The 20,993-nt window shown below is 67.6% G+C and carries 14 protein-coding genes and 1 riboswitch; of the genes, 10 read left to right on the top strand and 4 right to left on the bottom strand.

What is annotated here, in order from left to right; genetic code table 11:
• Positions 1-41: 41 nt before the first annotated feature.
• Both ACFFQA_RS33615 and ACFFQA_RS33610 read right to left on the bottom strand, forming a co-directional pair.
• Positions 42-701: a transglycosylase family protein gene (locus ACFFQA_RS33615; RefSeq protein WP_377861063.1), complete on the bottom strand. Its 660-nt coding sequence runs from the start codon at positions 699-701 to the stop codon at positions 42-44.
• A gap of 1 nt (position 702) precedes the next feature.
• Positions 703-856, bottom strand: a riboswitch (cyclic di-AMP (ydaO/yuaA leader).
• Between the two features lie 292 nt (positions 857-1,148).
• Positions 1,149-2,000 (bottom strand): phosphatidylinositol-specific phospholipase C/glycerophosphodiester phosphodiesterase family protein, encoded by an 852-nt coding sequence (locus tag ACFFQA_RS33610; RefSeq protein ID WP_377861061.1) that lies wholly within the window; start codon positions 1,998-2,000, stop codon positions 1,149-1,151.
• 447 nt (positions 2,001-2,447) lie between these two features.
• On the opposite strand from ACFFQA_RS33610, the gene ACFFQA_RS33605 reads away from it, so the two are divergent.
• Genes ACFFQA_RS33605 through ACFFQA_RS33590 form a run of 4 tightly spaced genes read left to right on the top strand, consistent with a single transcriptional unit; the run spans position 2,448 to position 15,174 of the window.
• Entirely contained in the window at positions 2,448-5,684 is a 3,237-nt protein-coding gene (locus ACFFQA_RS33605) for an AfsR/SARP family transcriptional regulator (protein WP_377861059.1), read from the top strand.
• Positions 5,681-8,767: an AfsR/SARP family transcriptional regulator gene (locus tag ACFFQA_RS33600; RefSeq protein ID WP_377861057.1), complete on the top strand. Its 3,087-nt coding sequence runs from the start codon at positions 5,681-5,683 to the stop codon at positions 8,765-8,767. Before ACFFQA_RS33605 ends, ACFFQA_RS33600 begins: the two co-directional genes overlap by 4 nt.
• Positions 8,764-11,967, top strand: a complete 3,204-nt coding sequence (locus tag ACFFQA_RS33595) for an AfsR/SARP family transcriptional regulator (RefSeq protein ID WP_377861055.1) — start codon at positions 8,764-8,766, stop codon at positions 11,965-11,967. The genes ACFFQA_RS33600 and ACFFQA_RS33595 overlap by 4 nt, the downstream gene beginning before the upstream one ends.
• Before the next feature lie 15 nt (positions 11,968-11,982).
• Positions 11,983-15,174 carry an AfsR/SARP family transcriptional regulator gene (locus ACFFQA_RS33590; RefSeq protein ID WP_377861053.1) on the top strand — a complete coding sequence of 1,064 codons (3,192 nt, stop codon included), beginning with the start codon at positions 11,983-11,985 and terminating at the stop codon, positions 15,172-15,174.
• Positions 15,175-15,185: 11 nt separating this feature from the next.
• On the opposite strand, the gene ACFFQA_RS33585 is transcribed toward ACFFQA_RS33590, so the two are convergent.
• Together ACFFQA_RS33585 and moaA are read right to left on the bottom strand one after the other, a co-directional pair.
• Positions 15,186-15,446 (bottom strand): MoaD/ThiS family protein, encoded by a 261-nt coding sequence (locus ACFFQA_RS33585; protein WP_377861049.1) that lies wholly within the window; start codon positions 15,444-15,446, stop codon positions 15,186-15,188.
• Positions 15,443-16,480 carry a GTP 3',8-cyclase MoaA gene (gene moaA, locus ACFFQA_RS33580; RefSeq protein WP_377861124.1) on the bottom strand — a complete coding sequence of 346 codons (1,038 nt, stop codon included), beginning with the start codon at positions 16,478-16,480 and terminating at the stop codon, positions 15,443-15,445. Before moaA ends, ACFFQA_RS33585 begins: the two co-directional genes overlap by 4 nt.
• A gap of 252 nt (positions 16,481-16,732) precedes the next feature.
• Between moaA and ACFFQA_RS33575 the strand changes: the two genes are divergently transcribed.
• The 6 genes from ACFFQA_RS33575 to ACFFQA_RS33550 are packed head-to-tail and all read left to right on the top strand — an operon-like array spanning position 16,733 to position 20,980.
• A complete protein-coding gene (locus ACFFQA_RS33575; RefSeq protein WP_377861122.1) occupies positions 16,733-17,167 on the top strand; it encodes a MarR family winged helix-turn-helix transcriptional regulator in 435 nt (144 codons plus the stop codon).
• Positions 17,168-17,199: 32 nt separating this feature from the next.
• On the top strand, positions 17,200-17,592 hold the full coding sequence (locus ACFFQA_RS33570) for a TOBE domain-containing protein (RefSeq protein ID WP_377861047.1): 393 nt from the start codon (positions 17,200-17,202) through the stop codon (positions 17,590-17,592).
• Positions 17,589-18,338 carry a molybdate ABC transporter substrate-binding protein gene (gene modA, locus ACFFQA_RS33565; protein ID WP_377861045.1) on the top strand — a complete coding sequence of 250 codons (750 nt, stop codon included), beginning with the start codon at positions 17,589-17,591 and terminating at the stop codon, positions 18,336-18,338. The genes ACFFQA_RS33570 and modA overlap by 4 nt, the downstream gene beginning before the upstream one ends.
• The gene (locus ACFFQA_RS33560) at positions 18,335-19,123 is read left to right on the top strand and encodes an ABC transporter permease (protein WP_377861043.1); all 789 of its coding nucleotides are present in this window, start codon (positions 18,335-18,337) and stop codon (positions 19,121-19,123) included. The genes modA and ACFFQA_RS33560 overlap by 4 nt, the downstream gene beginning before the upstream one ends.
• Complete coding sequence (locus tag ACFFQA_RS33555) at positions 19,120-20,187, top strand: sulfate/molybdate ABC transporter ATP-binding protein (protein WP_377861041.1); 1,068 nt, start codon at positions 19,120-19,122, stop codon at positions 20,185-20,187. Before ACFFQA_RS33560 ends, ACFFQA_RS33555 begins: the two co-directional genes overlap by 4 nt.
• Entirely contained in the window at positions 20,141-20,980 is an 840-nt protein-coding gene (locus ACFFQA_RS33550) for an HAD-IIA family hydrolase (protein WP_377861039.1), read from the top strand. Before ACFFQA_RS33555 ends, ACFFQA_RS33550 begins: the two co-directional genes overlap by 47 nt.
• The last annotated feature ends 13 nt before the right edge of the window (positions 20,981-20,993 follow it).

Below are 20,993 nucleotides of genomic sequence, written 5' to 3'. Positions count from 1 at the left end.
TGCTGGCCAGGGCCTTTCACCAGGACGTGCTCAGCACATCGTCACTTCAGGTCGAGCTGCTGACCGACGATGATCAGGTTGGCGTCCTTGACGACGTCCTTGTTGCGCTCGAACAGCGCCTTCCAGCCGCCCTCGACGTTGTTCGCCGCGGCGATCTTGGACAGCGTGTCACCGGCAACAACGGTGTAGTCGGCACCGTTCTTCTCGATCTTGACCGGAGCGGTGGCGGCCGGCGCGGGGGTCGCGGCCTTCTTCACCGGAGCGGCCTTCTTGGTGACCTGCTTCTTGGACACGGGCTTGGCCTTGGTGCTGCCACCGCCGCCACCGCCGTTCGCCCAGCCGGTCTTCTTGGTGCAGCCAGGCCACTGGTTCGCGCCCCTGGCGTTGTAGAGCCGCTGGGCAATCTCGGTCTGCTGGGCAGCCGTTGCCTGGTGGGCGTTCTGACCGTAGGCGCCGCCACCGTAGGCCAGCCAGGTCGACTGCTTGAACTGGTACAGACCGGAGTAGCCGTTGCCCGTGTTGATGCTTGCGTTGCCGCCGCTCTCGCACTTGGCGAGGGCATCCCAGTTGGGGGTGGCGGCCGAGGCGGTGCCTGCGGTCACAACGAATGGCGCTGCGGCCACGGCGCCGGCGACTGCCAGGCGGGCCACGTTGCGACCGGTGGTGGACTGCTTGCGGTGCTTGCCTCGGTAAGAAGTCATTTCTCTCTCTCCTACCGCGCCTGCGAGGTGAGCTGTCGGGTTCGGGCTCTGTCGGGGAGGGCCCGGCCGGTCGGGACCGGCTTCACCCCTAGGGCGCTCGGGACGCCCGGGAAGTGGTTCCCCCGCTCCTGTCCAGAAGTTGTCTTTCCGCTCGGGGTCGTTGACCGGAGACCTGCTGGACAGGATTTGGCGCGTCAGCTCTCCGGCACTGCGTCGGTTGGGTTTCGGGGCCAACCGAGAAGCGACCGTACGTAACCGCGGCGGGGAACCCAAACGTCTCAGAGTGTGGCCGTCGTCACAGTAACGCGAAGGGGGTGTTTTACGATCGAGGAGGTTTAGGCAGCTGGAGGCACCGTTACCGGGTCGTTTCCAACCCAGGATCAATTACCGTATGTGAGGTCTGGGTCACGTGGGTGACGCCACCAAGTGGCGTAGAAGTACAACCCTTCAGCCCCTTGTGAGGAACGCTCGCAGTCCGGACAGATCGTCGGTGTTGAGGTGATCCACCCCAGAGGTGACGAGTTCTCGCCAAATCGCTTCGCGTTCGGGTCCCGGCGAGTCGGGCGTCGCCCAGAACCGAACCCGCTGGCCGGCCCGGTGCGCGGTGGCCACGATCTCGCGAAGCTTCGCCCTCTCAGCAGCAGGCATCGGACCGACGCCGTTCCACGTGAACAGCTTCGTCCAGTTGTCCGAGACCAGGGCGGCGAGCTTGGCGTCCGAACCGGGCCCGAGGTCCGCCGCGTCGGTCATCCGGCCGTCGTAGAACGCCAGGCGGTGCCGCTGACCGCTCATCAGCTGACGTGGCCGGTCGCCGGAAACAACCACGTCAACGGCACCGCGAACGACCTTGCCGGACACGTACTGGCTGAACATCCAGGAGTACCTCGGCGAGCGAAGCACCCGGTCCAGCTCTGCGTAGGTGGCGGCGCCGGTGTTCTTCAGGTCGATGAGCAGCTGGAACAGTCCGGGGCGGCCGGGGTGCACACGGCCGTGGTTGGCGATGACCTGCTGGCGCAGCGGCTCCAGGTACAGGGACTGAAGAGTGCGGTCCGGCCGCAGGTCGTCCGGGTCGTGCCCGACGAGCAGGGCGCCGTCCACCAGGTAGATGTCGGCCTCGACGCTGGTGAAGCCGTTGGCGAGGGCGTCGAGCAACGGACGCGTGTGCTCGTAGTCGTTGTGTGCGTGTGCCTGCGGAAGCGGCTTCACGCGGGAAGGCGCCGCGATGCCCGGCGCGGTGGCGCTCGCGAGCACTCCGAAGATCGTCAGCAGTAGTACCGCGATGCGACGGAATGCCTGCACGGCCACCTCCTCGAACGGCGTCGACGGCTCGGACGCTAAGCGCTCGGGATGGACCTGCGGTGAACGCCGAAAGGCCGGTCGTCGAGCGCGGGACGACCGCTTGAGGGACGTTCGTCACTGTGGGCGGGTTGCTCACGTGGCGCACAACACGTTAGTGGCAGTTGGTGACGGCCCGATAACGGGGGGTCGCCAACCGTCCGTCAGGCACCGCTGAACGGACCCCGGACGGCCATCTCGTTCCGGTCAATGCCCCAGAGAACGCGTACTCCGTGTCGCCGCGCCTCACCAGCAGCGATGCTGTGAAGGCCGCCATGTAATAGAGGTAGGCGCTGACGAGTCGAGTCGGCACCGTCACAGGTCTGGGGAGACCTGACACGACCGGTGTGTAGCCGGGAGAACGGGGGATGTTTCGTGGGTAGGAGCGCGCGCGAGCGGGGGGCTGCCACGTTGGCAGTCGAGTTCAAGGTCCTCGGATCTCTGGAGGTCTGGGTTGACGGTCACATTGTTCCGATCAACGCGCCCAAGCAGAGAGTTGTCCTTGCCGCCTTGCTGCTTCATGCCGGGCGACCGGTTCGGACGAGTCAACTGGTCGAGTACCTATGGGGAGACAACGCGCCGAAGGACTCACACAACGCCGTCCAGACCCATGTGACCCGCCTTCGGCGAGCGCTCAGTGTTGCGGAGCTGATCCGAACCGTCGAGGGTGGCTACTTCGTAGATGTGGACCCGGACCGCGTGGACTTGCTTCGCTTCCGCAGCCTTGTCGCCCGTGCTTCTGGCGAATCAGGCGAGCTGAAAGCGGAGACGTTGCGTGAGGCAGTTGGACTGTGGCGCGGCCGTCCTCTTCTGGATGTGCCGTCCGATGAGCTGAGGGACGCCGAGTGCCCGGCTCTGGAAGCCGAGCTTCTACAGGCGCTTGAGTGGCGTATCGATGTCGATCTGAGCCAGGGGAGGCATGGCTCGGTCATTGGAGAGTTGCGTGCGCTGACGGCGGAGTACCCGTTTCGTGAGCGGTTCTGGGGACAGCTGATGCTGGCGTTGTACCGCTCGGGGCAGCAGGCCGAGGCGTTGGCGGCGTTCCGTGATGTCGTGCAGCGGACGGGGCTGGACCTGTCGTCCGAGGTTGGAGCCGAGCTTCGCGAGCTCCACCAGAAGATGCTCACGGGCGAGGTTGAGCAGGCCGCGGAGCCTGACGTCGAGGCTCGGGTTGTTCCGCAACAGCTACCTGCCGATCTCGGTGACTTCGTGGGAAGGGCGGAGATGATCGAGCATGTGGTGAGCCTGCTCGATCCTGAAGCCGAGGGTGCTCGACTTGTTGTCGTGTCGGGGCCGCCGGGGGTCGGTAAGTCGGCGTTTGCTGTTCGTGTGGGGCACCGGGTCAAAGACCGCTTCCCGGATGGCCAGCTGCATGTGAACCTGCATGGGTATTCGAGGGGTGTTACCCCGACGGCCGAACAGGTGCTGGCCCGATTTCTCCGAGCGCTCGGGACGAGGCCACAGGAGGTTCCCACCGAGCTGGAGGAGCAAGCGAAGAAACTCCGGGCGACGATGGCGACCAGGCGTGTGCTGGTGGTCCTCGACAACGCGGCAGATGCGGAACAGGTGCGTCCTTTGCTTCGGGCGCTGCCCGGTTGCTCAGTGTTGATCACCAGTAGGAACGAGCTCCGCGCTCTGGCGGGCGAGGGTTCGGCGCATCCACTGTCGCTGCCTACGCTGAGTGTCAAGGATTCGGGGGAACTGCTTGGCGAGCTTGTCGGTGGCCGATGGGGTGAAGCTGATGTGGACGCCAGACGGGAGCTCGCCACGCTCTGTGGGAACCTTCCGCTTGCGTTGCGGATCGCCGGCGCCAACCTGGCTTTCCAGGCCATTGACGTCCGTGCCTATATCGACAGGATGAAATCTGGTGACCTTCTCGACTCGCTGACGATCGAGGGTGACGACCACGCTGCGGTACGGGCCGCATTTGAGCTGTCCTACGCGACACTCGACCCTGACGGCAAGAAATTGTTCGCCGCGCTGGCTCTGGTTCCTGGGGTTGATTTCACGAGCTGGGTCGCCGCTGCGCTGACTGATCGAGACCTCGGGTGGGCAGGTGTCATCCTGGACAAGCTCTCCGCCGCTAATCTCATTCGTGAACATCGGCCGGGCCGATACCAGTTTCACGATCTCATCCGTCTTTACTCGCACAAGAAGTATTCCCTAGCTGGGAAGTCATTCGGAGATTCGCGGGCTCGTCGCGCGCTCTTTGAGTCCTACCTCTCGGCAGTGAATAATGCTGCGAAAGTGTTGAATCCGGAGATGCGGTGTGCTCCTGCTGACCTCGAAGTCCCGGCCGGTCTTGAAGTCGCCTTTGAAGGTGCGACAGAAGCGCTTTCCTGGTTCGATGATGAGCGAGCCAATCTTATTGCCATGGTGCGCAGCTCGAGCGAGCTGGGGCCTTTGAGATATTCATGGGAGCTCGTTTTCTCCATGGCTAGTTATCTCCGCCATCGGAGATATGGATCCGACTGGCTCGAGTTGCTCGAATATGGGCGCGCCGCCGCCGATGAGGCGAATGATGGGCACGGTCGGGCTCTCATGTGCACCGGGTTGGGGGTGTTCAAGCAGGCGATTTACGAGTCTGAGCAAAGTGTGGAACTGCACGGGCGTGCGCTGGCAATGTATCGCCTATTGGGTGACCGGGTCGGAGAGGCGCAGAGCTACACGTGCCTCGGTGTTGCGCACGCTCTTCTGGGAAATCAGGTTGAGTCTGTCGACTACTTGCTCGAGGCTGAGCTGATTTTTCGCGAGCTCGGCGAGAGTCATGCACTGACCAATGTTCTGATGAACTTGGGGGCGGCATATGCGCATTCCGGTGATATCGACCTGGCCAGAGGTTGTCTTGAGCGTGCATTGGCGTTGGCCAAGGAGCTCGAGGTGCTTCACATCCAAGGGATCTCACTGAGCAACCTCGGGTTGATGGCGAGGGAAGGTGGTCGAGTTCGCGAAGCGCGGGCGCTGCTTGAACAGGCTCTCGATGTGTGGCACCGGCTTGCCGCGCGTCATGGTGAGGCGGCGGCACTGGATGAACTGGCGCTGACCCATCTCTTTGCCGGCGATGTCGACCAGGCGTCCATCCATGTGGGGAGGTCCCTGGAGATTGCCATCGAAACGGGAAACAAGCTCAAGGAGGCAGAGGCTTCGGGAACACTAGCCGAGATCTGTCGCCGACGAGGTGATCTCGAAGAGGCCCTGCTCTTGCAGCAGAAGAGTGTCCACGTGATGCGCCGGATCAAGTTCCTGCCCGGACTCGCCATGTCGCTCGTCGACTTGTCGAAGATGCTGCTAGCCCATGACAGGGTTTCGGAAGCGGAGGAGGCCGCCTCTGAGGCTTTGAGGATCTCTTTGGAAAACGACATCAGGCTGTGTGAGCCGATGGCTCGGACCGCTCTGGCCGAGTGCTACGCCCGTGCCGGAGAGCCCGCCGTGGCGGTGGAATACGGCGAGCGAGCACTTGAGCAGCACCGAAAGCTTCATCACCAGGTGTGGGAGGCGCGGACGTTGCGGGTTGTGGGGGAAGCTCTGCGTGCGGCCGGTGACGTGGTCGGGGCGCGGGAGCACTGGGAGCGGGCGGTGGAGATGTTCGCCGGGATGGGCATGCCGGAGGCCGACGGTGTGCGGGAGTTGCTGGAACGGGTGCGATGACCGTTGAGTTCAGGCTGCTCGGGTCGCTCGAGGTGGTCGTGGACGGGCGGGTCGTGCCGGTGCGGGCCGGGAAGCAGCGGGTCGTGCTCGCCGCATTGTTGTTGCAGCCGGGGCGGACCGTGAGCGCGATAGAACTCGTTGACGCGTTGTGGGGTGAGGACCCGCCGCTCACCGCGCGGAACGCGGTGCAGACCCATGTCGCTCGGCTGCGGCGGCTGCTCGGGGATGACGTGATCCGCACGGTCGGCAGCGGGTACGTGATCGGCGGCGGGCGGGTTGATCTGCTGCGGTTCCGGGAGCTTGTGCGGCGAGCGAAGTCGACTTCGCGGGGGACCCGGTCCCGTTTGCTGGGCGAGGCGTTGTCGTTGTGGCGTGGCCCTGTGCTCGCCGATGTTCCGTCGGCCTCGCTGCGGGCCAACGAGATCACCCGGGTGAACGCCGAGTTGCTCGACGCGGTGGAACAGCGGATCGACGCCGATCTTGAGCTTGGCAGGCACCGGGAGCTCGTCGGTGAACTGCGGGCGCTCACCGGAGACCATCCGTTCCGGGAACGCTTCTGGGGCCAGTTGATGCTGGCGCTCTACCGCTCCGAGCGGCAGGCGGAGGCGCTGCTGGTTTTCCGCAGTGTCTCCACCATCGTGAACGCCGAGCTCGGTGTTGCTCTTGGTGCCGAGCTTCGCGAGCTCCACCAGGCGATCCTGACCGGTGATGTCCCCCCGGTGAACGTCGTTGAGAGCAGCGGTGTCCTCGTGCCGCAGCAGTTGCCCGGCGATATCAACGACTTCGTCGGGCGGGAGGACCTGATCGACCGGATCACCGGGCTGCTCGACTCCGGGACCCAGATCGTCGTGGTGTCCGGGCCGCCTGGGGTGGGCAAGACCGCGCTCGCGGTCCGCGTCGCCCATCAGATGAAGCACCGGTTCCCGGACGGTCAGCTGCATGTGAACCTGCACGGGTATTCAGGCGGAGTAGCGCCCACGACGGAGCAGGTGTTGGCGCGGTTCCTTCGTGCTCTTGGGGTTCCGACTGACCGCGTGCCCACCGAGGTTGACGAGCAGGCCACGATGCTGCGGTCCGAGCTGGCCGATCGGCGTGTCTTGTTGTTGTTGGACAACGCCATCGACGGGGAGCAAGTGCGGCCGTTGTTGCCTGACTCCGGTGGGTGTGCCGTTGTCGTCACCAGCCGAGGTGTGTTGCACGAGCTTGCCGACTACGAAGGTGCTCGGACAATCACGCTCTCCGTACTGCCGGAGGCTGACTCGTTCGCTTTGCTTGGTGAGTTCGTCGGCGACGCGCTCCACAGCGAGCCCGATGCCGGTGCGGATCTGGTGCGGCTGTGCGACAACCTGCCATTGGCTCTGCGTATCGCGGGCGCGAACATCGCTCAACAGGGCTGCTCTGTCAGCACTTATGTGGCTGAGCTTCGTAGTGGTGACCTGCTGGACGCGTTGACCGTTGACGGTGACGAGCAAGCTGCTGTTCGCGCCGCCTTCGCTATGTCTTACAGCACGCTCTCGGTCGACGCGCAGCGGTTGTTCCGGCTGTTGGGGCTTGTACCTGGGCCGGACTTCACGCAGTGGGTGGCGGCGTCATTGGCCGACTGCACCATGGAAACTGCGTCCTCGTTGTTGGACGAGCTGGCGACCGCGAACTTGGTGCAGGAGCAGGAGAACGGTCGCTATCAGCTCCACGACCTGCTTCGTGCTTATGCGGGGCAGCGGGCGGTGGCGGAGGAGTCTGCCGAGGGCATCGACTCCGCGGTGGCGCGCTTGTTGGACTGGCATCTCTTCGCAGCGGGTTCGGCGCGGGGACTGCTGCCCCTGCGTGCCTATACCGCGAAGTTGCCGGAAAGCGTGCGGATCGGTGTTCCGTTCATCGACCGCGCCGGTGCTGATACGTGGATGGAGGATGAGCGCGCGAACCTGCGAGCCGCTGTGGCGTTGGCCGCACAACGCGGGCGGAACGAGCACCTGTGGCGGTTCGTCGATGTGTTGTGGGTCTATCTGCTTGCGAAGGGACACAACGTGGACTGCCGCGAGATCGCCGAACGTGGTCTGGCCGCGGCTGTCGCCGTGGACAACAGCGGGGCGATCGCCACCATGCACTCGCACCTCGCGCATCTGACCTGGATCAGCGGTGATCCACACGGTGCGCTCGTGGAGTACGACAAGGCTCTCGCTGCCGCTGACCAGGGCGCTTCTTCGCTGGAGTTGGGCAACATCCTCAACAACTGCGCGGGCGTGCATTGGGAGCTCGGCGCCACTGAGAAGGCCATCGAGTACCTGTGGCGTGCCGCACGGATCTACCAGGAGGTCGAAGCTCGGCACCAGGAGGCGAACGCTCGGGGCAACCTCGGCCTGGCCTATCAGGAACTCGGTCAGTTCCGAGAGGCCGCGCGGCACCAGGAGGACGCAACTGTCCTCGCGGAACGGCTCGGTGCGTGGGACAGCTATGCCAATGCGCTGGCGAACCTGTCGAGCGTGCGTTACGTGCTCGGTGATATCGAGGGCGCGGTGAATGGAATGCGGGAAGCCATCGCGCGGTGTGACGAGCTGGGGCTGCATCAGGCCGGGGCCATCGCGCGGGTCGGCTTCGCCGAGATCCTTGCCGGTGAAGGGGATGGAGCGGGAGCGCTGAGGGAGGCGCAGGCCGCTCGCGAACTGGTCAGTGATTCGGACAAGTGGGGGGATGTGGCCGTTTCCTGTGCTCTTGGCGTCGCTCATTTCGCGCTGGGGGAATGGACGGAGGCTCGTGCGAGTTATCGCGAAGCGATGAACGCGGCGCGACAGGCGGGTTTTGTCCGGCATGAGATCGATGCCGCGATCGGCCTTGCCAAGACGGGGTTGCGCATTCAGCCTGCCGGTCAGGCGGTCGACTACGCGAACTCCGCGCTTGAGCAGGCACGGGAGCACGGGAATCGGAGCAGGGAAGCGGAGGCGCTGCACGTGCTGGGGCTCCTTCTCCACGACGCCGGGGACGTCGCCGCCGCGCGTGGGCATTGGGAACGCGCCGAGAAGATGTTCACCGAGATGGGTGCGCGGGCGGCGGTCAAGGTTTGTGCGTTGCTGGAGAGCACGCGATGACGACCGAGTTCCGCGTGCTGGGGCCGCTTGAGGTCGTCGTGGACGGCGAGGTCCGTCCGGTCCACGCCGCCAAGCTGCGCACTCTGCTCGCGGCGTTGTTGTTGAACACGCCGATGCCGGTTTCCGCGACCGAGCTGATCGACATCATGTGGGGCGAGCAGCCACCCGCCACCGCGCGCAACGCCTTGCAGATCCACATCGGACGGTTGCGGCGGCTGCTCGGTGACGGTGTGATCGACACCGTTTCCGGCGGGTACGTGATTCATCCCAGCAGCATGGACCTCGACCGCTTCCGGCAACTGGTCGAAAGCGCCCGTGTCGCGACCGAGCCCGAGGAGGAGGCTCGGCTCCTGCGCGAGGCGCTGGCGCTGTGGCGCGGCCAGGTGCTCGCTGACGCTTCGTCCAACTCCTTGCACGACAACGAGATCGCGTCCATCAATGACGAGCTGCTCATGGCGCTTGAACGCAGGGTGGACGCCGACCTCCGTTTGGGGCGGCACCGTGAGGTGATCGCCGAGCTCCGCGCGTTGACGGCGGAGAACCCTTTGCGGGAAAGGTTCTGGGGCCAGTTGATGGTCGCGCTCTACCGGTGTGAGCGGCAGGCGGAGGCGCTGGAGGCGTTCCGTTCCGCTTCCGCGACGCTGCGGGCTGAGCTGGGGATCTCGCCGGGAAGTGAGCTTCGTGAGCTGCACCAGGGAATTCTGACCGGCAGTGCTGTCTTGGCCGCTCCGGTCACACCGGCAGCGGCGGTGGCCAAGGTCGTGCCGCAACAGCTTCCCGGTGACATCTCGGACTTCGTCGGCCGTCAGGAGCTGGTCGCGCGTCTGGTGGAGCAGCGCCCGAAGCTCGCTGTCGTGTCCGGTCCACCAGGAGTCGGCAAGACGGCACTGGCCGTGCGGGTCGCTCATCGGCTCAAGGCGCATTTCCCGGACGGCCAGCTCTTCGCCAACATGCACGGCTACTCGGCGGGAACAGCGCCGTCGATCGGACAGGTTCTGGCGCGCTTCCTCCGCGCCCTCGGTGTCGCGCCGGAGCAGGTGCCGCTGGAGGTCGACGAGCAGGCAGCGATGCTACGAGCCCAGCTCGCTGAGCGGAAAGTGTTGCTGCTGCTGGACAACGTGGCCAACGCCGACCAGGTTCTGACGTTCCTGCCGGAGGGTGGCTCGTCTTCGGTCCTGGTCACCAGCCGCGACACGTTGCGGGAACTCGCCCCCGTTGGCTCCCTGTTCGAGTCTCTCGGCGTGCTCGCCGTTGATGAGGCGCAGGAGCTGCTCGGTGATCTCCTTGGCGCGCAGAGGTTGGATCGTGACCGTGCGGCGGGCGCGGAGCTGGCGAGCCTGTGCGGCAACCTTCCGCTCGCGTTGCGGATCGCCGGTGCGAACCTGGCCAGCCAAGGTCGCACTGCGCTCGGTCAGTACGTACGGCAGCTCCGTGACGGTGACCGGCTTGCCGCGCTCGCGGTGGACGAGGACGAACAGGCCGCTGTCCGCGCGACGTTCGCGTTGTCCTACACCTCGCTCGACACGGAGCTTCGCAGGCTGTTCCGCCTGCTGGGGCTGCAAACTGGGCCGGACTTCACCGCTCACGCCGCGGCGGCGTTGGCCGACATGCCGGTCGATCGCGCCGCGGAGCTGCTCGGCCGCCTTGCCTCGGTGAGCCTTGTGCAGGAGTACGTGTCCGGCAGGTACCAGTTCCACGACCTGGTGCGGCTCTTCGCGCAAGAACAGTCCACAGTGGAGGATGCGTCGGCGGAGCGCGTCGCCGCGCGCGGACGCCTGTTCGACTACTACTCCACGAACGCCTACAGAGCCGGGGAGGTGATCTCTCCGGAGCTGTACTACCTGCCGGAGCGCGACGTGTCGCCGGGCACCGTGTCGCTGGAGTTCTCCGAGCTGATCGACGCACACGCGTGGATGGAGGCCGAGCGGCCCAACATCATCGCCTCGATCGTCTTCGCGGCCGACAACGGTCCTCTGCCTGTTGCCTGGTACCTCGCCAGCTCGTTGACCACCTACTTCCGGCACAGCCGTGATGACGCGGACTGGCGGTTGGTGTCCGAGTTCGGGTTGCGCGCCGCGATCGAGGCCGGCGACGTCCGCGGCCAGGCTGCCCAGATGCGCAGCCGGTCGATGCTGCACTGGTGCATGGGGGAGATCGAGAAGTCGTTGGAGTTCTCCGGCCGGGCGCTCTCGCTCTACCAGGAGGTCGGTGACCGGCGCGGCCAGGCACAGGTGCTCAGCAACATGGGTGTCTCGCACGCGATGGCTGGCAACCAGGAGGCTGCCGTGTCGAAGCTGACGCAGGCCATGGCCATCGAGGGCGAGCGCGGCGCGTCGCGCGGGCTGGCGAACTGCATGCTCAACCTCGGCACGGTCTACGCCTACATCGGACAGGTGGATCTCGCTGTGGAGACCTTCACCAAGTCGCGGAAGCTGGCAGGCGAGCTGCGGGCACGGCACGTCGAGGGCGTCGCCGGGCACAACCTCGCCATCCTCGACCGGGAGGCGGGCCGGTTCGTCAAGGCGCTAGAAGGTTTCGAGCGCACCCTCGCGGTCTGGAGGAGGATCTCCTCCAGCCATGACGAGGCGGCCGTTCTCGACGAGATCGCGGTCACGGAGATGCTGCTCGGGCGCTTCGCCAACGCACTCACGAACGCGAACGCCGCTCTGCGGGTGGCCGCGGCGACGGGGAACCGGGTCAAGGAGGTCGAAGCGCTCAACACGATCGCGTCCGCGCACGTGATGCTCGGCCAACCGGAACGGGCCCTGCCGGTGCAGCTGGAGGCGGTGCGCATCGTCGGGGAGATCGGCTACGAGCACGGCAATGTGGACGCGCTGATCGGCCTCGCCGCAGTGCGGCGCGCGCTCGGCGACGGCGTGGCCGCGGTGGAGGCCAGCGAGAAGGCACTCGCCAGTGCGGTGGAAAACGGTCTCCGGCTGTGCGAGCCGCGGGCGTTGACCTCGCTCGCGCAGAGCCACCTGTACGTCGGCGCTGCGGAAAAAGCCATCGAGTGCGCCGATCGCGCGCTTCCGCTCCATCGCGATACCCGCCAACGTGTGTGGGAGGCGTGGACCGTACAGGTACTCGGGTCGGCGTGTCGCGCACTTGGAAACAAAGTTGATGCCACGCGACACCTGCGTGTGGCGCATGAGATGTTCGTGGACATGGGAATGCCGGAGGCCGACGAGTCGCCTGAGTAGTGGTTGAGGACCGTGATGCCGCCTGATGTGAGGTTCCGGGTGCTGGGGCCGCTGGAGCTCGCGGTCGACGGCGTCCCGGTTCCCGTCCAGGCGGCCAAGCAGCGCGTCGTTCTCGCGATGCTGCTGCTGCGCTCGGGCAGGGCTGTCCCGGTCGGCGACCTGATCGAGGCCTTGTGGGGCGACGATCCGCCCGCGGAGGCCCGCAACGCGCTCCAGGTGCACGTCATGCGCCTGCGCCGGGTCATCGGCGGGGACCTGCTGCGCACGGTGCGCGGCGGGTACACGATGCTTCTCGCGCCCGAGCAGCTCGACCTGCTTCGCCTGCGCGACTTGGTGGAACGCGCCGCGCGTTGCCGTGAAGACGGTTCGGAAGAGGCCGAGCACGCCCTGCTTGAGGAGGCGCTGCGGTTGTGGCGTGGGCCGATTCTCGCCGAGGTGGACTCGGAGCCCCTGCGCCGCAACGAGATCACTTCGCTGCTGGAGATGCTGCTCGGTGCGCTCGAACGACGTGTCGAGCTCGACCTCGCGGCCGGCCGACACCAGGAGCTGATCGGCGAGCTGACCACGTTGACCGCGGATCATCCGCTGCGCGAGCGGTTCTGGGCGCAGCTGATGCTCGCCCTGTACCGGTCGGGGCAGCAGGCTGAAGCGCTTTCCGCCTACCGCAGGATCACCGCGTTGCTGCGCGCCGAGCTCGGTGTCGGCCCAGGAACGAGCCTGCGCGAGCTGCACCAGGCGATCCTGTCCGGCAGCCACGACCTCGCGGAGACACCGACCCGTGCGGCGCCCAGGGTGGTTCCAGCGCAACTTCCTCCGGACCTGGCGGACTTCGTCGGCCGCGCCGACCGGGTCGAGTTCGTCGAGCACTCACTGCTGCCCGCCGAGGGACAGCGATCGGTTCCGGTAACCGTGATCTCCGGTTCTCCCGGTGTCGGCAAGACCGCGCTCGCGGTCCGCGTCGCGCATCGGCTCAAGCGCGGTTTCCCGGATGGCCAGCTCTACGTCGATCTGCGCGGGTATGCCTCCGGGCCGCCGGTGACGACCGTTGAGGTGTTGTCCCGATTTCTTCGCGCACTTGGCGTTCGGCCCGAGCAGATCCCGATGGACGTCGACGAGCAGTCGGCGCTCTACCGTTCTGCGCTCTCCGGCAAGCGTGTGCTCGTGGTGCTCGACAACGCCAGTGCCGCCGACCAGATTCGCGCGTTGCTCCCGGGTGATCCGGGTTGTTCGGTGCTGGTGACCGGCCGCAACGAGCTGCGCGGTCTCGTTGTCGGGCATGGTGCACGGACACTTCGCCTCGAACCACTTGGCGTCGAAGACTCCACAGCGCTGCTCGCCGGGATGCTGGGACCGGAGGTCGCAAAGGACCCCGCGGCGGCCGAGCTCGCCGAGCTGTGCGGGCATCTGCCCCTCGCACTGCGGATCGCCGGAGTCAACCTCGCAGGCCGGGTGAACCCGAGTCCTGCCGCCTACGTCGAGGAGCTCAGGCATGGCAACCGCCTTGCCGCGCTTGCGGTCTCCGACGAATCGGCAGCTGCCGTGCACGCGGTCTTCGGGTTGTCCTACAGCGCACTCAAGCCCGAAGCGCGTCGCCTGTTCCGACGGCTCGGCCTGGTGCCCGGCCCGGACTTCGGTCCGCACGTCGCCGCCGCGTTGCTTGAGGAGACACCGATGCGGGCTTCGGTGCTGCTTGAGCAGCTCGCTGCGGTGAACGTGCTCGCGATGTGCGGCCCGAACCGCTACTACCTGCACGACCTCCTGCGGCTCTACGCGGAGCAGCTGTGCGGGGTTGAGGAGAGCCACGGCGAACGTGAGTCCACTGTGGAACGACTGCTCGACCACTACCTCCGTGCGGCGGATCGGGCCGCACGCGTGGCACATCCGGACATCAGCAGGATCGGCCTGCCACAGACGGAACAACGGCCGTGGCTGCCCTCCTTCGCCAACCGGGACTCGGCGATCGAGTGGCTTGACTCCGAACGGCTGAACCTCGTCGCCGCTGCCCGGTGCCGGACGCACCCGTTGTCCGTGCACCTGGCCGACACCGCGCGGTTGTACTTCAGCTCCGGCGGCCACATAGCGGAATGGCGGACGATCGCCGACGCAGGCCTTGTCACAGCGAGGAAACTCGGCGACCGGCGCGGAGAAGCCGCTGTGCACAACAGTTTCGCGCGGTTGTACAGCGACCTCGCCGAGTACGAGGCCGCGGCGGAGCAGTGTCGCCAGGGGCTGGCGCTGTGCGACGAGGGACTGCCGCCGAAAGTCGAGGTGAGCTTCCTGAACAACCTCGGCACCGTCTACGCCGAGCTGGGCGACACGATGCGCGCTCAAGGCTGCTTCGAACGGAGCCTGGCCCGCAGCCAGGTCAGCGGCCCGCCGCACGTGGAGGCGCTGGGAATGCTCAACCTCGGTGCGATCTACATCTATCGCGGGTTGCTGGCCGACGCCGTGCGGGTGCAGTCCGATGCGGTGGAGATGAGCGCGCGGCTCGGCTTCAGCACGATCGAGGTGCTGACCTCCAACAACCTCGGCATCGGGTATCGCGAGCTCGGTGAGTACGCGAAGGCCGTCGACAGCCTGGACCACGCGCTGCAACGCAGTCGTGAGCTGGGGCTGCGCTCCGGCGAGGCGGCAGTTCTCAGCAGCCTGGCCGAGGTCTACCGCGACCTCGACGAGCACGAGCGCGCGTACGAGCTGTGCCTGGAGGCGATCACCACGGCCAGGGCGACGCAGCGGCGCAAGACCGTGGCCGACGCGGTGAACGTCGCCGGTGGCATCGAGCTCGGCAGGGGGCGCCCGGAGCACGCGCTCGACTGGTACCGCGAAGGACTGGAGCTGGCTCGCGAAGCCAACTTCACCTACGGCGAGATCTCGGCGCTGACCGGCCTCGCCGAGACGAGCAGGGTGCTGGGACAGCCGACCGACGCGTTGGGGCTAGTGCAGCTGGCGGAGTCGCACGCTCGCCGCGTCGCGTTCCGGCTCTGTGAGGGCAAGGCGATCAGTGCCCGCGCCCGCATCAACCACGACCTCGGTGAGCTGGACACGGCGGCCACCCACGCCCGTCGTGCGGTCGCCGTGCACACCGAGACCGGTCACCGGCTCGGCGCCGCCCGCTCACTGGTGCTGCTGGGCGTCCTCGGCGATGAGCAGGCCGCGGCGGAGGCCGCCCGCATCCTCGCCGACCTCGGCGTGCCGCCCGCGACCTGAACGAGCTCCGGTCATCCGCCCGCGAACGGGGGGAGCACGTCGAGCTCGGCTCCTGGGCGGACCGCCACGGCCCGGTCCCGCACCGCGATACCGTCCAGCAGGAAGCTGCACGCGGGCAGGACGGTCGCCAGCCGGACGCCGTGGCGCTCGCGCAGCACCGCGATCACTTCGTCCACAGTGGACTCGGCGGCGAGCTCGACCGACTCGGTCTGCACACCGGCCGCGGCCTTGGCCCCGGCGAAGTACCGCACGGTCATCGACTGCACGCTCATCCTCCGATCGCGCTCATCGGGCGCCGCGGCTGGGCGAATCCGGCCTCGTCGATGCCGTGCCCCGCTGCCTTGCCCCACATCGCCGCGCGCCACAGCGCGGCGATCTCCTCGTCACTGGCGCCGTCCCGCATCGGGCCGCGCAGGTCCGTCTCGGTGGTGGCGAACAGGCAGGACCTGACCTGACCGTCCGCGGTGAGCCTGGTCCGGTCGCAGTCGGAGCAGAACGGCTGGGTCACCGACGCGATCACGCCGACCGAGCCGCGCCCGCCGTCGACCACCCAGCGCTCCGCGGGCGCTCCGCCACGGGGTGCGGGGTGCGGGGTCAGCACGAACGCCCCGCGCAGCATGTCGAGGATCTCCGAGGCGGTGACCATCCGGTCCCGGTCCCAGCCGTGCTGCGGGTCGAGCGGCATCTGCTCGATGAAACGCAGCTCGTAGCCCCGGTCCAGGCAGTACTCCAGCAGGGGCACGGCCTCGTCGTCGTTGACGCCGCGCATCAGCACCGCGTTGACCTTCACCGGGGTCAGGCCCGCTTCGGCCGCGGCGGCCATGCCGTCGAGGACCTTGGTCAGCCGGTCCCGGCGGGTGAGTGTGAAGAACCGGTCCGCGCGCAGCGTGTCCAGCGAGACGTTGACCCGGTCCAGCCCCGCCGCCTTCAGCCCGGCGGCGAGCTCAGGCAGTCGCAGGCCGTTGGTGGTCAGCGACATCCTCGGGCGCGGGGTGAGCCGCGCGGCCCCGGCGATGACGTCGAGGATGTCCTTGCGCAGCAGCGGCTCTCCGCCGGTGAACCGGATCTCGTCGACCCCGAGGTCGCGGACGGCGACGCTGATCAGCCTGGTCAGCTCCTCGCTGGTGAGCAGGTCGCTGCCCGGCAGCCAGTCCAGTCCCTCCGCGGGCATGCAGTAGGAGCAGCGCAGGTTGCACCGGTCGGTGACCGAGACCCGGAGATCGGTCGCTTTTCGGCCGAACCGGTCGATCAGGGCGGAATCATCCGGTCGCGCGGGTAGCGCCTCCGCGCGCGGAACCGATGGCATACCCAGGGGGACTGGATTCACCTTTCCGAGCGTAGCCCTGCCCGCTGACAATTCTCCGTGAGCGGGTTCGCGGAATCGGTGGCCACGCCGTCCACCAGGTACGATCCTTCGGGGGACGAGTGGCTGAGCCGCCAAGCTTCTTGTCCTGAAGATAGTTTCGCCGGTGGAGGCAGGAGACGCATGGCCAGCGGGAAGAGGCACCAGGAGCCCGGGTTCGGTCTGGACATGACCGAGGGCGGGATGCGGCTGGCGATGTCGGGGCGCGACCTCGGTGCGGCCACGGTGATGTTCCACACCGCCGTCGCCGACCGGATGGGGCTCTCCGTCACCGACCACAAGTGCCTTGACCTTGCCAGACGCGCCCCCGGGCCGGTCACGGCCGGGCGCATCGCCGAGCTGTCCGGGCTGTCGACCGGCGCGGTCACCGGGGTGATCGACCGGCTGGAGCGGGCGAACTACGTGCGCCGGGTGCGCGACCCGCACGACCGGCGCAAGGTGCTGGTCGAGGTGCTGCCGCAGGACCACGACAAGTACTCGTGGATGTTCCAGGGGCTGCGGGACGCCTGCGAGAAGGCCGTCCAGGAGCACACCCCCGAGGAGATCGAGCTGATCATCGGCTACGTCGTGCGGATGACCGAGACGCTGCACACCGAAACGAAGCGGTTGCAGGAAAGAGAAGGCGGCTGACTTTCCGCAAATGCGGAACTACTGTCTCGTGCGTGCCGCATTTTCGTATTAGTGAGGCTGCCGGGCTGCTCGGCGTCAGCGATGACACCGTTCGGCGCCTCGTCGACTCCGGGACCCTGACCGGGCAGCGCGACCCCGCGGGCCGCCTCGCCGTGGACGGGGCGGAGCTGGCCGCCCACGCCAGGGACAGCGCGAAGGCCGCGACCGACCCGACCGGCATCGGCAGCTCCGCGCGCAACCGGTTCGTCGGCCTGGTCACCGACGTGGTCGCCGACCGCGTCATGGCCAAGGTGGAGATCCAGTGCGGGCCGCACCGCGTGGTCTCGCTGATGAGCTCCGAGGCCGCCGAGGAGCTCGGCCTGCGGCCGGGCGTGCTCGCCGTCGCCGTGATCAAGTCGACCCAAGTCGTGGTGGAGACCCCATGAAGCGCATCACCGTCCTGCTGTCGCTGCTCGGCGCCGGGCTGACGCTCGCCGCCTGCACCAGCGCTCCGGAACAGCGAACCGTCACCGTGTTCGCGGCCGCGTCGCTGAAGGAGTCGTTCACGGAGCTGGAGAAGTCCTTCGAGGGCTCGCACCCCGGCGTCGACGTGCGGATCAGCTTCGGCGGCTCCTCGGACCTCGCCCAGCAGATCGTCAACGGCGCGCCCGCCGACGTGTTCGCCGCCGCCAACACCTCCACCATGGACACCGTGGCGAAGAGCGACCTGATCGACGGCCGCTCGGAGATCTTCGCGGTCAACACCCTGCGGATCGTGGTGCCGAAGGGAAACCCCAAGGGCGTCAAGTCCCTCGCTGACCTCACGAAACCGGGAACCGCGCTCGTGCTATGCGCGCCGCAGGTGCCGTGCGGCGCCGCCACCAAGCAGGTCGCTGCCGCTGCCAAGCTGACGTTCACACCGGTCAGCGAGGAGCCCGATGTGCGGTCGGTGCTCGGCAAGGTCGGTGCGGGTGAGGCCGACGCGGGTCTGGTCTACGTCACCGACGTGCTCTCCGCGCCCGGCAAGGTGGAGGGCGTTGACTTCCCCGAGTCCGCCGACGCGGTGAACGAGTACCCGTTGGCATTGCTGAAGAAGAGCAAGCAGGCGCAGCTCGCCCGCGAGTTCGCCGAGCTGGTGCGCGGCCAAGCCGGTCGTGACGTGCTCGCCCGTGCGGGCTTCGGGCCGCCGTGACCCGCATCGGGCTGCCCCGGCTGTTGTTGGCGCCCGCGTTCCTCGGCTTCGCCGTGATCGTGCTGCCGGTGGCAGGGTTGCTCGGCAGGGTCGACTGGGCCGGGTTGCCCGCGCTGGTCACCAGCGGCTCCGCGTTGTCCGCGCTCGGCTTGTCGTTGCGGACGGCGGCTTTCTCGACCCTGCTGTGCCTGCTGCTCGGTGGTCCGCTCGCGTTGGTGCTGGCGCGGGCGGACTTTCGCGGTCTGCGGCTGCTGAGGGCGTTGGTACTGCTGCCCTTGGTGCTGCCACCGGTGGTCGGTGGCTTGGCGCTGCTGTATTTGTTGGGGCGCAACGGCTTTGCTGGCCAATGGCTGGACATCGCGTTCGGTGTCCGGCTTCCGTACACGACTGCGGCGGTGGTGCTGGCCCAGACCTTCGTTGCGATGCCGTTCCTGGTGGTGAGTCTCGAAGGCGCGCTGCGCACAGCCGGTCAGCGCTACGAAGCGGTGGCCGCGACCCTGGGAGCCGGTCGGTGGACCGTGCTGCGGCGAGTCACGATTCCCTTGCTGCTGCCGGGAATCGGTTCCGGCGTCGTGTTGTCCTTCGCGCGTGCTCTCGGGGAGTTCGGCGCGACCATCGCGTTCGCGGGCAGCCTGGAGGGAACCACGCGCACCCTCCCGCTGGAGATCTACCTCCAACGTGAGTCCGATGTGGACGCGGCCGTCGCTCTTTCCCTGCTGCTGGTGGTGATCGCGGTCGTGGTGATCGCGGTGGCTCGCCCCCGTGCCGTGGAGGGGCTGCGATGAGCGCGCTCTCGTCCCGGTTCCGGGTCACCAGGGGCGCGTTCACCTTGGACGTCCAGCTCGACCTTGAGGCCGGTGAGGTCGTCGCGGTGCTCGGTCCCAACGGTTCCGGCAAGTCCACGCTGATGAACCTGCTCGCCGGGCTCCTGCGCCCCGATTCCGGTCATCTCACCCTGGGCGGTCGTGATCTGGTCGACGCACAACCGCATCAACGCGGGATCGGGCTGCTCGCCCAGGAGCCGCTGTTGTTCCCGCACCTGACGGCCCTGGCCAACGTGGAGTTCGGGCCGCGAGCACAACGCCGTGCCGGATCCCGTGAGACCGCGCTCCGGTGGCTCGCCGAGGTCGACGCCGCCGAGTTCGCCGACCGCAGACCACGCCAGCTCTCCGGAGGCCAGGCACAACGCGTCGCGCTCGCCAGGGCGCTGGCCGCCGAACCCGACCTCCTGTTGCTCGACGAGCCGCTGAACGCGCTCGACATCGACGCCGCCCCGGCCATGCGCGGGCTGCTGCGCCGGGTGCTCCGTGCGCAGAGCCGCCCGGCGATCGTGGTCACCCACGACGCGTTGGACGCCTTGGTGCTCGCCGACCGGGTGGTCGTGCTCGACGCCGGACGGATCGTCGAGCAGGGGCCGAGTCGCGAGGTGCTGACCCGCCCGCGCAGCGCGTTCGCGGCCCGGATCGCCGGGCTGAACCTGATAGCGGGCACGACGGTCGAGGGCGGCCTGCACAGCGACAGCGGCGTCGTCATCGCCGGTCGGAGCACAGCCGCGCCGGGGGAGAACGGGGTCGCGGTGTTCTCGCCTTCGGCGGTCGCGGTGCACCGGGACAACCCGCACGGCAGCCCTCGCAACGCCCTCCGCGTCCGGCTCGCCGGCATGGAGCCGCGCGGTGACCTGGTCCGGCTGCGCGCCGCGGACGGCACGGCCGCCGACATCACCCCCGCAGCCGTCGCCGAGCTGGGGCTGGAGCCCGGTCAGGATGTCTGGTTCGTGGTGAAGGCGACAGAGGTGGGCGTCCATGCTGCGCTCGGCCGCTCCCAAGGGGGATCATGGCCGCGTGACTGAGCCGGTGACCTGGAACTACCTGATGGACATGGACGGGGTTCTGGTGCACGAGGAGCACCTGATCCCCGGCGCGGACGAGCTGCTCGCGGAGCTGCGCGACAAGCGCATCCCGTTCATGGTGCTCACCAACAACTCCATCTACACCCCGCGTGACCTGCGCGCCAGGCTCCAGCGGACGGGCCTGGACGTGCCGGAGGAGGCGATCTGGACCTCGGCGCTGGCGACCGCGAAGTTCCTCGACTCGCAGCGCCCCAACGGCTCCGCCTACGTCATCGGCGAGGCCGGGCTGACCACCGCGCTGCACTCCATCGGCTACGTGCTCACCGACCGCGACCCCGACTACGTGGTGCTCGGCGAGACCAGGACCTACAGTTTCGAGGCGATCACGAAGGCCATCCGCCTGGTCGAGGCAGGCGCGCGGTTCATCGCCACCAACCCGGACGAGACGGGGCCCAGCCGCGAGGGTGTGCTGCCCGCGACGGGCTCTGTCGCCGCGCTGATCGAGCGGGCCACCGGCCGCGCCCCGTACTTCGTGGGCAAGCCCAACCCGCTGATGATGCGCTCGGCCCTGCGCGCGCTCGGCGCCCACTCGGAGAGCACGCTGATGATCGGCGACCGGATGGACACCGACGTGCGCTCCGGACTCGAAGCGGGGCTGGCCACGATCCTGGTCCTCTCGGGCATCTCCACCATCGAGACGGCCGACCGCTTCCCCTACCGGCCGACCCGCACGATCAGCTCGGTCGCCGAGCTCATCGGCACGGCTGACCGGCCGTTCGGCGAGGAGAGCTGAGATTGTCGGTGCC

Source organism: Allokutzneria oryzae, assembly GCF_042429765.1.
Classification (GTDB): Bacteria; Actinomycetota; Actinomycetes; order Mycobacteriales; family Pseudonocardiaceae; genus Allokutzneria; species Allokutzneria oryzae.
This window is presented reverse-complemented; position numbering and strand designations above follow the sequence as displayed.